13 protein-coding genes and 1 tRNA gene are annotated in these 13911 nt (G+C 32.7%); 2 read left to right on the top strand and 12 right to left on the bottom strand.

Annotated elements, in window-relative coordinates; translation table 11 throughout:
• Positions 1 to 76: 76 nt before the first annotated feature.
• From SJY27_RS13610 to SJY27_RS13600, 3 genes are all read right to left on the bottom strand, one after another.
• A complete protein-coding gene (locus SJY27_RS13610; RefSeq protein ID WP_397447925.1) occupies positions 77 to 1027 on the bottom strand; it encodes a GDP-L-fucose synthase family protein in 951 nt (316 codons plus the stop codon).
• A 7-nt stretch (positions 1028 to 1034) separates the two neighbouring features.
• Positions 1035 to 1466, bottom strand: coding sequence for an adenylyltransferase/cytidyltransferase family protein (locus tag SJY27_RS13605; RefSeq protein ID WP_397445410.1), 432 nt, complete (start codon positions 1464 to 1466; stop codon positions 1035 to 1037).
• A 113-nt stretch (positions 1467 to 1579) separates the two neighbouring features.
• On the bottom strand, positions 1580 to 2008 hold the full coding sequence (locus SJY27_RS13600) for an adenylyltransferase/cytidyltransferase family protein (protein ID WP_397445409.1): 429 nt from the start codon (positions 2006 to 2008) through the stop codon (positions 1580 to 1582).
• A 1130-nt stretch (positions 2009 to 3138) separates the two neighbouring features.
• Between SJY27_RS13600 and SJY27_RS13595 the strand changes: the two genes are divergently transcribed.
• A complete protein-coding gene (locus tag SJY27_RS13595; protein ID WP_397445408.1) occupies positions 3139 to 4059 on the top strand; it encodes a phosphatase PAP2 family protein in 921 nt (306 codons plus the stop codon).
• 678 nt (positions 4060 to 4737) lie between these two features.
• Here SJY27_RS13595 and SJY27_RS13590 read toward each other — a convergent pair.
• The 3 genes from SJY27_RS13590 to SJY27_RS13580 all read right to left on the bottom strand — a co-directional run bounded on the left by SJY27_RS13590 (position 4738) and on the right by SJY27_RS13580 (position 8191).
• Entirely contained in the window at positions 4738 to 5115 is a 378-nt protein-coding gene (locus SJY27_RS13590; RefSeq protein WP_397445407.1) for an HU family DNA-binding protein, read from the bottom strand.
• 675 nt (positions 5116 to 5790) lie between these two features.
• Entirely contained in the window at positions 5791 to 6726 is a 936-nt protein-coding gene (locus tag SJY27_RS13585; protein ID WP_397445406.1) for a Gfo/Idh/MocA family protein, read from the bottom strand.
• Between the two features lie 187 nt (positions 6727 to 6913).
• Positions 6914 to 8191 carry a nucleotide sugar dehydrogenase gene (locus tag SJY27_RS13580; protein ID WP_397445405.1) on the bottom strand — a complete coding sequence of 426 codons (1278 nt, stop codon included), beginning with the start codon at positions 8189 to 8191 and terminating at the stop codon, positions 6914 to 6916.
• Between the two features lie 135 nt (positions 8192 to 8326).
• Between SJY27_RS13580 and SJY27_RS13575 the strand changes: the two genes are divergently transcribed.
• Positions 8327 to 9865: an IS1182 family transposase gene (locus tag SJY27_RS13575; protein ID WP_397445404.1), complete on the top strand. Its 1539-nt coding sequence runs from the start codon at positions 8327 to 8329 to the stop codon at positions 9863 to 9865.
• A gap of 228 nt (positions 9866 to 10093) precedes the next feature.
• On the opposite strand, the gene SJY27_RS13570 is transcribed toward SJY27_RS13575, so the two are convergent.
• The 6 genes from SJY27_RS13570 to SJY27_RS13545 form a co-directional block, all read right to left on the bottom strand.
• Entirely contained in the window at positions 10094 to 10342 is a 249-nt protein-coding gene (locus tag SJY27_RS13570) for a GIY-YIG nuclease family protein (RefSeq protein ID WP_397445403.1), read from the bottom strand.
• A gap of 49 nt (positions 10343 to 10391) precedes the next feature.
• Positions 10392 to 10466: transfer RNA gene (locus SJY27_RS13565), tRNA-Val, on the bottom strand.
• Between the two features lie 65 nt (positions 10467 to 10531).
• The gene (locus SJY27_RS13560; RefSeq protein WP_397445402.1) at positions 10532 to 11740 is read right to left on the bottom strand and encodes a bifunctional folylpolyglutamate synthase/dihydrofolate synthase; all 1209 of its coding nucleotides are present in this window, start codon (positions 11738 to 11740) and stop codon (positions 10532 to 10534) included.
• Between the two features lie 61 nt (positions 11741 to 11801).
• Complete coding sequence (locus tag SJY27_RS13555; protein WP_397445401.1) at positions 11802 to 12632, bottom strand: energy transducer TonB; 831 nt, start codon at positions 12630 to 12632, stop codon at positions 11802 to 11804.
• An 86-nt stretch (positions 12633 to 12718) separates the two neighbouring features.
• Positions 12719 to 13111, bottom strand: a complete 393-nt coding sequence (locus SJY27_RS13550) for an ExbD/TolR family protein (protein ID WP_397445400.1) — start codon at positions 13109 to 13111, stop codon at positions 12719 to 12721.
• Between the two features lie 96 nt (positions 13112 to 13207).
• Positions 13208 to 13897, bottom strand: a complete 690-nt coding sequence (locus tag SJY27_RS13545; RefSeq protein WP_397445399.1) for a MotA/TolQ/ExbB proton channel family protein — start codon at positions 13895 to 13897, stop codon at positions 13208 to 13210.
• Between the last annotated feature and the right edge of the window lie 14 nt (positions 13898 to 13911).

The following is a 13911-nucleotide window of genomic DNA, read 5'->3' as shown; positions in this document are numbered from 1 at the left end:
TCGTTGTTCGTGTTTCGTTGTTCGTTATTCGATTCTCGTTTTTCGATGGACGAGGAACGATGGTCGATTATCGCGACTACATTTTAACTTCTTTTACATTCTCTATATTCTCCAAAAACCAACGATAGGTCTTCGCAATGCCTTCATCCAATTCGGTTTTATATTGCCACCCTATTTCCTTCATCTTAGACACATCCATCAACTTTCTTGGAGTTCCGTCAGGCTTGTCTGCATCCCAAACGATGTCACCTTCATGCCCGACTGCCTTCTGAATAGTTTCTGCCAATTCTTTAATGGTAATATCTTTACCTGAACCTACATTATATAAATATTCTGGCAATTCATTTTCTAAAGCGTACACCACAGCTTCTGCCATATCATCTACAAATAAAAATTCTCGCATTGGCGTTCCACTACCCCATAAAGTAACATCGGCATTATTATTTAGTTTTGCCTCGTGAAACTTACGGATCATTGCTGGTAACACATGAGACGTTTTCAAATCGAAATTATCAAAATACCCATACAAATTGGTCGGCATTAAACTTACATAATCTTTATTGAACTGTTTTCGAATCGCTTGACAAGCTTTTACTCCTGTAATTTTTGCAATGGCATACCATTCGTTAGTAGGCTCTAAAGCATCTGTTAATAAATAGTCTTCTTTTAAAGGCTGAGGCGCAAACTTGGGATAAATACAAGAACTCCCTAAGAAAATAAACTTTTCAACATCTGTTTTTAAGGCCCCATCAATGAGACTATTCTGAATCTGCATGTTCTCCATCAAAAACTGATACGGATAATCATTATTAGCCAAAATACCGCCCACACGAGCAGCAGCATCGATAATTGCATCCGGTTGTTCTTCTTGTAGAAATTTTAGTACGGCTTCTTGGTTTTTCAAGTCCAATGCACTACTAGTTCTGCCAATTAAATTTGAATACCCCTTTTTCTCTAAAGCTCTCCAAACGGCTGAACCTACCATACCTCTATGGCCAGCGATGTATATTTTTGAATTTTTATCCATCAAAAAATTATTTCTTTTTTTGGTTTTGATTTTCTTTTTCTTGCACTTCTTTTCGCAATCCACTGCTTGAAAAACGATGTTCTCTCTTATTGTAAAACAATTCTATGCCTGATTCTTCACAATATTTTCGCCCTGTAAATTGTTTGTTCATATACTCATCTCCAACAATACGAACATCAATTTTAAAAGAACGTAATACATCTTCTAAATCTTGCTCTGTTGCATAAGGCACTATTTCATCTACAAACTTACATCCTTTTAATTGGATATATCTTTCAACAACAGATTGAATGGGTCTGTTTTTTTCAGGGCGATCTAATGTAGGATCGGTTTGTAAGCCGCAGATTAAATAATCACATTCTTGTTTTGCATCTTCTAACATCTTAACATGACCTGCATGAAAGAGATCAAAAGCACTAAAGGTAATACCTATTCTCATATCAAATTTATATTATGTTGTTGGGTTATTTCGGGGTTGGTTCTTCGTTTTTGGTTCTTCGTTTTTGGTTGTTCGTTATTTGTTGTTCGTTAGACTATGGACGAGAAACGATGTTATTCCTTACCTTTTAATAACCATGAAGAAGATTGAATTTTATCTCCAAGTCCATCGATAAGCTGCACGTTTAACTCTTTACAAACAGGCGCCTCTGGAATAGAAGTATTGTCTTGATCTCCTCCATTGGCAAAAGCCATATCATAGTCCGCACCGTAAATTTTATGCAAATATGCAATAGAAGCACACACAGTTCTGTCTTTATCTATAGATATCATCGCCTTGTCTACGGCCTTAATATTTTCTACTATAATTAGCCTTTCGTCTTCTTTTTGAAATTCTTTAGATCCTTTTAAAACTCTTTGTACATCATTGTTTACAATTACAAAAAGTTCATCGGCTAAAGCTTTAGCATTATTAAAGTACTCTAAGTGCCCTTTATGGATGGGATTGAAATATCCAGAAACAATAATAGCTCTTTTTTTCATATCTGTTGACTTATAATATTCTAAGACAAATATATGTTTATTTATTTAACTACAAAAAGGTTGTTTTCCCCCTTTTGTAACATTTGATGAATTCTTAATATGAAATTGTAATTTTATTAATTTCTCATAATGAGCTACATTGATTCAGAATCCTTCTAAAATTTTAGCTTGTTTTTGTGGCTACCCGTATACAGTAAGGCAGCAAATAGCGTGTTGAGCAATGTAAATATTAGATTTATGTTTCTCTATTCCACATATGCTTTACTAAAAATGACAAATATCCTCATCATTGCGAAAATAGTGAAGAAATCTGTTTGTCATCTCGATCTTGTGGAGATATTTTTTTTTCATTTCGCCTGTAATTTAGAGGTTTTATGTATTATGAGATTTTTCGATTCCGCTTTCGCTTTACTCAAAATAACAAATATCCTTGTCATTGCAAACGTACTGAAGCAATCTGTTTGTCATCTCGACCTTGCGGAGAGATCTAGTTTACATGGTAAGAGATTTCTCGATTCCGCTTTCGCTTCACTCAAAATAATAAATATCCTCGTCATTGCAAACGTACTGAAGCAATCTGTTTGTCATCTCGACCTTGTGGAGAGATCTAGTTTACATGGTAAGAGATTTCTCGATTCCGCTTTCGCTTCACTCAAAATGACAGGCGCTATGTCATCTCGACCTTGTGGAGAGATCTAATTTACATGGTAATTAATTTCTCGATTCCGCTTACGCTTCAGTAGAAATGACATTCGTTTTAAATTACAAAATAGCAATTTAGTGAATAAGCAGTGGTCTATACATCGAACTTAGATTACAAACTAATGATTATCATTTTTTTAATTTTTTAAATGAACAAGGAATGTTATTTCTAAAACACACCTATTATCTTTAAACGAAGCCCCTTCTAGGCAAAAATCTTAACACACCTCATTTTTAAAATCAAAGATATCATTGAAGGAATCCGCAAAATACACATGCAAAGATTGCTTGTACTTTGAGAATGACATGTTAGATTATACAAACTGCCATCAACTGCAGTAAAAAGAAAATTTATATTGTTTTTTTAAAACATTCCAACATTAACCGTATTTTTATGCGCAAATTGCATCATTATTAAAAATTAAAAAATGAAACGATTTCTTACGAGTTTACTTCTTTTTTTTGGGTTTTCTGCTATAGCTCAAAATCCAAACCCAAATAGCAATCACTTTCAAACTGCGGGGTATGTGTTTAAAACAAGCTTTAACACCATACCCAGTGATTTTGCTTTTTTGGGAAAAGAATTTTCTAACGACTGGAAAAAAACAGGGTATTATGCTGCAGGTATTTTAGGCTTGATTGCTACTGATAAGATTACGACCAAAGCATGGCAAGACCATGTAGAACCTGCAATTGATTACAGATTACCGAACATTACCCCTAACTTTCTAAGTAGTTCAAAAAACTTATGGCTTAAAGAAGCAAATGCTTACCTTACATTTCCAATCATAGGGCTGTATATGGGTTCTTTAGTAACAAACAATGAAAAAGGACAGTTTGTTGGGGTGAATGCTTTTAAAGCCATTGCCTATTCCACACTGATAACCCAAATCTCTTTAAAAACAATCTTTGGTAGAAACAGACCTGAAAATCCATTGAATTCTAATACAAAAGGATACCCCTTCACAAATAATAATTGGGATTTTTTTAATGGTAGGGAAGAGACAATTATACAAGGGAATCCAACAGGAACTGCATTGCCTTCTATGCATGTGACCACCTACTTTGCTCTTGCAAAAGTTTTACAGATGGAATTTGATAACTATTGGATTCCTTATGGTTTAATGAGTGTAGTGTTCTTTTCGAGCGTAAAAGCTCATCAACACTGGACAAGTGATAAGGTAGCTGGAGCTATTATCGGTACATTAATAGGTAGATCTATTGTTCGTAGCAGTTGGAAAACCAGAGGTATTCTCGAAAAAAATAAAAATAGAAAGTTATCTTTGAATTACATTCCACAAGTTTCCTCAGATTTTACCGGTTTGAGGATTATAGCAAATATAGAGTGATATTTAAAAAAAGATGACCTGTGATAAGTAACGGGATTGCAATCTATTTTAAAATCAGAATATAAAGTTGTGCACTGATAATCAGTAACAGATAACTTTGTATTTCACAATAAAAAGGCAAAACCTTACCCTATATTTGTAAAAGAGGATATTGTATTTTAAGAATTTTAAATGGGTTAAATATTCCCAAAAAACAAGTTTTAGAGGCAAGATGATATAGTATAACAAGCAGAAATTTAAGAGCAAGCAAGCTGTATATTCTCATAAACAGATTCTACTTTTTCTAAAAAAATCCAAGTAAAAATAACTATCAAATTCCCCAAAAAGCGCCCCATAAATAGAACTTCTTCACTCTTTTATTTGGTGTTTTTGAAACTAAAAAAGGGGTAAAACACGAATTTCTCACCTTTTATAAAAGCAAAAAAGGAATGTATTTAAAAATGTTATCCTAATTAATACGAAAAAAATAGCCTAAAAATTACTGAATAGTGCTACTTAAAAAAAGTTACCATACTTTTTACGAAAAGTAACGTAACTTTTAACAAAAAGTTTCTAGCGATCCAAGAGAAAGTATCGTTACTTTTTAAAAAAGAAACGTTTGGGAAATGTAAAAAAAATACAAAAAAACCTCAATAGCAAAAGCTATTGAGGCAAATTACTCAAAAATGCATACCGTTATTATTGCAATGTAAACTTTACATTTTCTAACATTTCACGCATTCTTGCATCGGGTCTAAAATTAACGTGTACCTTTTTAACAGCATTTACCGTCAATTCTTCTAAACTAGCAGCGCCTTCAGAGCGCACACCAATTTGAAAAGAACCCAATTTATCTAGTTTTACAATGCGACCTTGTTTTAGCTCATCCATAATATTGTGCAAAAGCGACAACAATACTGCATAACAGTCTGCTTCTCGAACTGTACTTTGATTTGAAACCAAATAGGCCAATCGCTCTAAATCAGTATTTCCTTTAGATACGACTTGCGCGTAAAACTTGTTTTCCGCTGTTCTGTCCTGCGGATTTGGACGTTGAATGGGTATAATTTTAACCATTTTTTTTGTGTTTAAATTTACAATTTGTGTAGTTTTAATTTAAGAGCACACTACACTGACTTCTCTAAAGATTGTTTCTGAAACTTGGCTTCTTACACCCATACCCATCTTTTTTAGATAGCTATCATATTAAAATACAGTATTTTAATAGAGTTTCTAAAATGATATTTTAGTCCGTAACTTACCTGTGTGGTTTGGTAAACCACATTAAAATTTATGAAATTCATTAAAAAATTTTGGTAAGCTTTGAGAAGTATTGTATTTTTGAAAGTGAATGAAACTAACAATACTTCTTAAAGTGTTACCGGTTTAAAAAAAGGTCTTAAAGCACCAACTTTAAGGCTTTTTTATTTGTAAAAAAACCATCTTTTTTACAATGTAAAACTACTTCTATTTCGGATAACATCAAAGATGTAGTTCTTAACAAAACCCTTAAAGTTTTTCACAAAAAGAAGTTTTAAAGAGTTTACAGTAAAAATATTGTATTTCTAGTTATTTTTTATTAAGAGGTCTAAAAGCTATTTAAAAGCCCTGAATATAAGTTGACACCTTAGCCTTACGATCCTAGATTTCATTAAGAAAAAGAAAGAATGTAGTAATCTGCTAATTTAAATAGAAAGGTTGCTTCACTACTCGCAATAATACCTCTAGAAAACTATATAAGTAACAACCTGCTTACTTTTTCAAAAAAGGATGTTTTTCACCAGTATTAAGAAGTGCAGCATTTCTAATGTCATGCACAATTTTTATGGAATTCTCAGAATCAGTCAACCCAAAACCATTTCCTTTTAAAATCTCTTGATAACTCACAGTATGTAAATCTGTAAAACCTGCACTAAATTCAATTTCTTGTTTATTTACAGTGATGGAACGAAAGGTTCTTTGTCCTTTTTGCTTTACGTCATCTGGCAATGAATTTTCATCAATAGATAAAAACCAAAGCACTCTGGCTTTTTCGAACTCTAAATAACCAGATGCTTTATCTTTTGTTCTTAAGTGCACTACATTTTCTTGAATATCTCCAAAAACCCAAGACAACATATCATAAAAATGCACACCTATGTTTGTTGCTATTCCTCCAGATTTACTCTCATCTCCTTTCCAAGAAATATCATACCATTTGCCTCTAGAAGTGATATACGTTAAATCTACATCGTGTTTTTGGTTAGAGCTACTGGCGTCAATTTTTTGTTTTAGTGCTATTATACTTGGATGCAATCGTAGTTGTAATATGGTGTTTATGTGTTGCCCAGATTCTTTTTCAATATCCTTTAATGCTTCTATATTCCATGGATTTAATACCAATGGTTTTTCGCAAATGGCATCAGCCCCTCTTCTTAGCGCCATTCTAATATGCGAATCGTGCAAGTAGTTGGGCGTGCAAATTGACACATAGTCCAACTGTGTACCATTTCTTTTTAACTTTTCGATGTGCCTGTCAAAACGTTCAAATTCTACAAAAAAATCTGCATTCGGAAAATAGCTATCCATTATTCCAACACTATCAAACTTATCTAAAGCAGCAATTAAAGTATTATTTGTATCTTTTATAGCTTTTAAATGTCTTGGAGCGATATAACCTGCAGCCCCTATTAATGCAAAGTTTTTCATTTCTGTTTTTTTACTTTTTACTGTTCAAGATTCGTTGATTGTGACTCGTTGTTCGTTATTCACTATTCATCAGTCAAAACTCGAAACTCACAACTCATAATTCATAACTCACAATTAGTAATTCATATTCCCATTATCTCCAACCAAAAACCATCAACTAAAAACCAACAACAAACCTGCAACAACCTTACAAACTCTTATCCTTAACCTCTAAGAAATTTTTAATATCATAAATCACTGATTTCTTTTTCTGTAATTTTGAAATCTTAATTGTTTTGAATTCGTTATGAGCAACTGCTAACACGATTGCACTGTATTTCTTTTTATTAATATCATCTAAAAGATCGATATTATACTCTTTTTTAACCTCCGTATTTTTTGCCCATGGATCGTAAATATCTACTTTAACTCCATAACTTTTTAAAGAATGATAGAGATCTATTACTTTCGTATTTCGAATATCAGGACAATTCTCTTTAAAAGTAACCCCAAGAATTAAAACTTTAGCTCGCTTAACCTTAACCTCTTGATCTATCATCAGCTTAACCACCTCAGAAGCTACATGACTGCCCATACTATCATTCAATCTTCTTCCTGACAAAATAATCTCTGGATAATACCCATATTGTTGTGCTTTCTGAGCCAAATAAAAAGGATCTACCCCAATGCAATGCCCACCTACCAAACCTGGTTTAAAGGGTAAAAAGTTCCATTTTGTTGAAGCAGCTTCTAAAACATCACTTGTATTGATATTCATTAAACTAAAAATTTTTGCCAATTCGTTTACAAAAGCAATATTGATATCTCTTTGACAATTTTCTATAATTTTTGATGCTTCTGCCACTTTAATGGATGGTGCTAAATGTGTACCGTTTTTTAAAACTGACTTGTATAATTCATCAACCTTAATGGCTGTGGCTGTTGTTGAACCCGAAGTTACTTTTAAAATACTTTCCACAGTTCTTACTTTATCACCTGGACTGATTCTTTCTGGTGAATATCCCACATAGAAATCATCGTTGTAAACCAAACCCGACTCTTTTTCTAAAACAGGAATGCAATCTTCTTCTGTTGCCCCTGGATATACTGTGGATTCGTAAATAACAATATTATCTTTTTGTAAATAGGTAGCAATAGTTTTACTAGCAGATAAAAGCGGATGTAAAACAGGCTGATTATTTTTATCAACAGAAGTAGGTACTGTAACAATGTAGTAATTGCATTCTTTTAAAGAAGACGGTTTGTCTGTAATAAAAAGTCCTATTTCATTTTTATCCTCTTCTAAAAGCACTTCTTTTAACAAATTATTATCTACTTCTTGTGTAAAATCTGTTCCTTCTTTTAATTCTGAAACTCTTTTTGAATTAATATCAAAACCAACTACGTTGTATTTTGTAGCAAAAAGTCTTGCTAAAGGCAGCCCCACATAGCCTAAACCAATAATTCCTATCTTTTTATCAATCATTAAAACATTGAATAATTTAACGACACGAATGTACGAAAAAAGCTTACTTTGAATATATTTTAAAAAGAAAAAAGAGGCTGTCTTAAAAGGCAGTCTTTTTTTTGCATTTTTTTCTTGAATTTCTTATTTTTAAGAATGAATAGAAAAGTAGTTTTTAAGACCTATAGTCAAGAACAATTAAGTCTTTTACCACCCAGTTATGATGATTTAGTTCCCAAAAATCATCCCGTTCGAATTGTAAACACTATTGTAGACCATTTAGATATTGTTAGCTTAGAGCAAAGTTATAAAGGAGGAGGGACATCGAGTTATCATCCTCGAATGTTACTCAAAGTAATTATCTATGCGTATTTACGTAATTTATATTCATCAAGAAAAATAGAACAAGCTTTAACAGAGAATATTCATTTTATGTGGCTTAGTGGTCAGAGTAAACCAGACCATAATACTATTAATGATTTTAGAGGGAAACGTTTACAAAAAAAATTAAAAAAAATATTCTATCAAGTGGTTTTACTTCTTGTAGAACAAGGCGTTGTTAGCTTAAAGGATATTTTTGTAGATGGAACAAAAATAGAAGCCAATGCAAATCGTTACACCTTTGTATGGGGTAAATCTATAAAGACAAGTAAAGAGCGCATCAAAAAACAGTTAAAAGAACTTTGGACTTATGTTGAAAAAGTTTATAAAGACGAACAAGCCATACCTAATACACCTGATTTTGAAGCTATAGATGCTGATAAAATAACAGCCACCATCGATCAAATCAATGACGCTTTACAGGGTAAAGAGATTGACAAGAAGGTAAAGCAAAAGTTAAACTATGCTAAGAAGAACTGGCCTTCTAATATGGCAAAGTACCAAAAGCAAGAAGCCATTTTAAAAGAGCGAAACAGCTACAGTAAAACTGATACTGATGCTACTTTTATGCGTATGAAAGATGATCATATGCAGAATGGACAACTCAAACCCGCTTATAATATTCAAGCTTCTACCAATAATCAATATCTAACCAATTATACGATAGCACAAACCACAGCAGATACTACCACACTAAAAGACCACCTCAATAATCATATAGAAAACTATAACCAAAACCCAGAAACTCTAACAGCAGATGCTGGTTATGGAAGCGAAGAAAATTATACCGATTTAGAAGATAAACACATTACTGCTTTTGTAAAATACAATTACTTCCATAAAGAACAGCTAGATAAAAAGAGAGCAAAAACAAATCCCTTCCATCCAGATGAGCTGCATTATAACAAAGAAACAGATACGTATTACTGTCCTATGGGACAAACGATGACTAACATTGGTAGTTATAAAAAGAAAACAAAAAATGGTTTTGAACAAGAAATTCATAGATACCAAGCACAAAATTGCAAGGGTTGTCCGCTCAGAAGCAGTTGTCATAAATCCAAGTACAATCGTATTATAGAACGCAATTACAATCTAATCCGATTAAAAGCTAAAGCAAAAACATTATTAACCAGTGAGCAAGGAATTGCAAAAAGGAAACAACGATGTTGGGATGTAGAGGCTGTTTTTGGGAACATAAAGCAAAATATGAATTTTAAACGCTTTATGCTAAGAGGAATAGATAAAATAAATGTAGAAATGGGGTTAATTGCAATAGCACATAACCTAAATAAGTATAGCTTAACGATATAAACGAGCTTTTGCTTTTTTAAAACAAAAGAAAATTAAAGCAAGAAACTAAAAATATACAAAAAAGAAAATCGCCTAAAAATTACTTTTTAGACGACCTCTTTAATAATTGTGGGCGCAGTTTATCCCGATTTTTTTATCGGGAAAGGGATTCGAACCTTCCGATTTATATCGGAACAAGCACTGACCACTCCCGATGTAAAATCGGGATGCTCTGAACCAACTGAGCTATTATTTTTCATCAATAAGCTTCTCAATCATTGTTCTACTTTTCCAGTTCTTAATTCGTTTTTCTCTTTTAAGCGCCAATAACCTATTCTCATACTTTTCAAAATAAACAATTTGCCAATCTTTCGCTCTAGAAGTAAATCCTTTATGATTTGATAAATGTCTTTGTAGTGGTTCTTCAATATTTGCAGATACGCCAACGTAGTATTTATCTAAATTTTTTGAATATAAAATATAAAGAAAATAAGGCATAGCAAAATAATAAAAAAGCCTCATCGAAATTGATGAGGCTTTTTTGTTGTGGGCGCGAAGGGATTCGAACCCCTGACCCCTTGGGTGTAAACCAAGTGCTCTGAACCAACTGAGCTACGCGCCCTTGCTTGTTGCGGGTGCAAATATAATATAGATTTTAAATTCACCAAAGAAAAAATGAAATTTATTTTAAATAATTTCTGCAACCACAAAAGTACTGCCACCAATATAAACTATATCTTGTTGATTAGCATTGCCTAACGCAGATTGAAACGCATTTTTTACAGACGAATATTTTTTTCCAAAAAGATGAAACTTTTCTGAATTTACCTGTAAATCAGCCTCAGATAAGCCTCTAGGAATACCGGGTTTGCAAAAATAATAAGTTGCTGACTTTGGGAACAAGGGTAAAATGGCATCTAATTTTTTATCTGACACTACACCTAAAACAATATGTAACTTTTTATATTGCTCTTTTTTTAATTGATGCATTACAATGGTCAAGCCTTCTTTATTATGTGCTGTATCACAAATTACTTTAGGACTTTGTTGTAAAATTTGCCATCGTCCTTTTAAGTTGGTGTTTTTTACCACATTTAGCAATCCGTTTTTAATATGTTCTTTTGATACATGAAAACCTTTCAATCGTTGTATTGTAGCCACTGCTGTTTTTACGTTTTTCTGCTGATAATCGCCCAACAAATCTGTTTCGTAAATCTCTTCAGCATCGGAAGCAAAAAAGAGTTTAGCATTCATTTTTTTTGCTTTATCTAAAAAAATGTGTGCTACTTCTTTTTGTTTTTCGCCAATTACTATTGGTATATTTAGCTTGATAATTCCTGCTTTCTCAAAGGCAATTTCAGGCAAGGTTTCACCTAAAAACTGAGTATGATCTAAACCAATATTTGTAATTGTAGCAATTTCTGGAGTAATGATATTTGTAGAATCTAATCTACCTCCTAAACCTACTTCAACAATCGCAATATCAACTTTTTCGTCTGCAAAATAATCAAAAGCCAAACCCACTGTCATCTCGAAAAAAGAGAGCCTTTGTTGTTCTAAAAAACACTGATGTTCTTCAATAAAAGAAGTTACTTTTTGTTGAGAAATTTCATCACCATTAATTCTAATACGCTCTGTAAAATTTTTTAAATGAGGCGAAGTGTACAACCCTACTTTATACCCTGCTTCTTGCAAAATGGAAGCCAACATATGTGAGGTTGACCCTTTACCATTTGTACCACCCACATGAATGGATTTGAACTTATTTTCAGGAAAATCAAGTTCTTTAGCCAGCGCTAATGTATTGGTTAAATCTTTTTTAAATGCGGTTTTACCCTCTTTTTGATACATGGGTAATTGTGCAAACATCCAATGTAAAGTTTCTTGGTACGTCATAATTTAGTAGTGAGACCTTTCGACTACGCTCAAGGTGACATTTCAAAAACAAAAATAAGCATTATTTTGAGAGAGAAAACTTATAAATGATTGTACCAACTTGGCTAGCTGGTGCTTTATTATCGGCATTCCACGTAGTTTTTAAAGCGGCTTCTTTTGCTGGTTTTAATAAACAAGCTGCAGTATTTGTAGAACCTTTTACACCCGGAATTGCACTGATTACCTTTCCGTTTTTATCAACAGTAATTCGAACTACAACAATACCTTCTTCTTGACAATCTGGTTGCTCTTTAGGTTTTGACAACGCTTTTCTACCTGCTAAATTGTAATTTCCTCCAGAACCACTCCCTGTATTTCCGTAATATTTATTGGCATCAAGATTCCCTTTTTGGTTTCCTTTTACGCCCTCTTTTTGATCATCTCCTTCTCCTTTTGGAGCCCCATCAGACGCATTTCCATTTAACAAACTATTTAGTGCATCTGTTGCTTCTTTAGATGGTTTGGGCTTGGGTTTTTCTTTAGGAATTTCTTTTTTTACTTCTTCTTTTATGGGTTCTTTTTTTACTTCTTCTACTTTTTCTACTACTGGAACCTCTTTAGAAGTATCATCAGTAATCATTTCTTCTTTGATAATTTCTTTAGGTGTTTCTTTCACCTCTTCTTGCACGACTACTTCTTTTTCAATAACCTTAGGTGTTGGTGCTTTTTTAGTTCTTTGCACAGGTTCTCCTGCTCCAACATTAGCATCTCCAAAATTAATAGCCAAACCATATTCTTCTGGCGGATCTAAATATTGCATTCCGTAATTAAAAATAACAAACAACAAAAGCAGTAAAATTACGATTGTAATTCCTGCTGATTTTCGTTTATGTTTTGTATCTAATATTGGCATTATTTACTTAAATATAGATTCCTGCTTTTGCAGGGATAACAATTATAAGGATTAGAAGCTGAAATAAATTCAGCTTGACCTAAAGGTCATTTTCCTTTTACAGCTAAAATCATTTTTAACTTATTTTTATTAGCAATATCAATAACCTTCATTACATTTTTATACGGTACATCTTGATCACCACGAATCACAATCGTTTTCTTTTTATCGGTGCCAACACTTCTTAAAATTTCGCTTTCTAATCTTGATGCACTTACTTTTGTTTTATCGATATAAAAAAGAGAATTATTGGTAATAGTTACAGCAACAGCCTTACTATTTTCTGTTTTACCACCCGCTTTTGGCAATAGCACATCAATAGCGCTTACTGTTACTAAGGTAGACGTTAGCATAAAAAAAATCAACAGTAAAAAAACAATATCTGTCATTGATGACATATTGAACGTTGGATCTACTTTATTTCTTCCTCTTAAATTCATATTTGGATATTCAAGGTTTAACGTTTAAAATTCAAAATTGAGCCTCAAAAATTAGTTTTTAACTTTTAAACGCTATACTTTAAATTTGAACTTGCATTAGACTGGCTCGTTTAATAAATCTAAAAACTCTACCGATTTTGCTTCCATTTGATATACCACTTTATTGGTTCTTACGACTAAATGATTGTAGGTGATGTAAGCGATTATCCCCACAATTAACCCTGCCACTGTAGTTGTCATAGCCGTATACAAACCATCAGAAAGCATTTTTATATCGATCTGGCCTCCTGCGTTTGCAATTTCATGGATGGCTACAATCATACCAATTACGGTTCCTAAAAAACCTATCATTGGTGCAGCACCTGCAATTGTTGCTAAAACTGACACATTTTTCTCTAGTTCGTAAACCTCTAATTTTCCTGTAGTTTCTATTGCTGTATTGATGTCCTCTAGAGGCTTTCCTATTCTTGAAATTCCTTTACCTATTAGTCTTGCTGTTGGTGTGTTTGTATTTTTACAAAGTGCATCTGCAGACTCTAATTTTCCATTAGACACATAGTCCTTTATTTGATTCATAAAGTTTTTATCTACTTTAGAGGCCGATTTTATAGCAAAAAACCTTTCGAAATAGATATACAGTGCCACTGCTAATAATATAAAAAGTAATGCAATGATTATTTGCCCTCCTAAACCACCATCCATAATTAAATTATAAATGGAAAGTGTTTTTTCTTCTTGTACAGTTTGGTTTGCCAAATCTCTATTTTCTTGAAAAAATGATATCATTCAATTCTTTTTTA

The sequence above is a fragment of the Polaribacter sp. R77954 genome (genome assembly GCF_044595335.1).
Lineage (GTDB): Bacteria > Bacteroidota > Bacteroidia > Flavobacteriales > Flavobacteriaceae > Polaribacter.
The sequence above is the reverse complement of the archived record's forward strand: the minus strand, read 5'-3'. Positions and strand labels throughout refer to the sequence as shown.

What these genes read in the sequence shown, in the direction of transcription:
- SJY27_RS13590 (WP_397445407.1), bottom strand. Translation starts at nt 5,115, where the DNA reads ATGGTTAAAATTATACCCATTCAACGTCCAAATCCGCAGGACAGAACA.
- SJY27_RS13555 (WP_397445401.1), bottom strand. Translation starts at nt 12,632, where the DNA reads ATGCCAATATTAGATACAAAACATAAACGAAAATCAGCAGGAATTACA.
- SJY27_RS13585 (WP_397445406.1), bottom strand. Translation starts at nt 6,726, where the DNA reads ATGAAAAACTTTGCATTAATAGGGGCTGCAGGTTATATCGCTCCAAGA.
- SJY27_RS13550 (WP_397445400.1), bottom strand. Translation starts at nt 13,111, where the DNA reads ATGAATTTAAGAGGAAGAAATAAAGTAGATCCAACGTTCAATATGTCA.
- SJY27_RS13560 (WP_397445402.1), bottom strand. Translation starts at nt 11,740, where the DNA reads ATGACGTACCAAGAAACTTTACATTGGATGTTTGCACAATTACCCATG.
- SJY27_RS13595 (WP_397445408.1), top strand. Translation starts at nt 3,139, where the DNA reads ATGAAACGATTTCTTACGAGTTTACTTCTTTTTTTTGGGTTTTCTGCT.
- SJY27_RS13545 (WP_397445399.1), bottom strand. Translation starts at nt 13,897, where the DNA reads ATGATATCATTTTTTCAAGAAAATAGAGATTTGGCAAACCAAACTGTA.
- SJY27_RS13610 (WP_397447925.1), bottom strand. Translation starts at nt 1,027, where the DNA reads ATGGATAAAAATTCAAAAATATACATCGCTGGCCATAGAGGTATGGTA.
- SJY27_RS13570 (WP_397445403.1), bottom strand. Translation starts at nt 10,342, where the DNA reads ATGCCTTATTTTCTTTATATTTTATATTCAAAAAATTTAGATAAATAC.
- SJY27_RS13605 (WP_397445410.1), bottom strand. Translation starts at nt 1,466, where the DNA reads ATGAGAATAGGTATTACCTTTAGTGCTTTTGATCTCTTTCATGCAGGT.
- SJY27_RS13580 (WP_397445405.1), bottom strand. Translation starts at nt 8,191, where the DNA reads ATGATTGATAAAAAGATAGGAATTATTGGTTTAGGCTATGTGGGGCTG.
- SJY27_RS13575 (WP_397445404.1), top strand. Translation starts at nt 8,327, where the DNA reads ATGAATAGAAAAGTAGTTTTTAAGACCTATAGTCAAGAACAATTAAGT.
- SJY27_RS13600 (WP_397445409.1), bottom strand. Translation starts at nt 2,008, where the DNA reads ATGAAAAAAAGAGCTATTATTGTTTCTGGATATTTCAATCCCATCCAT.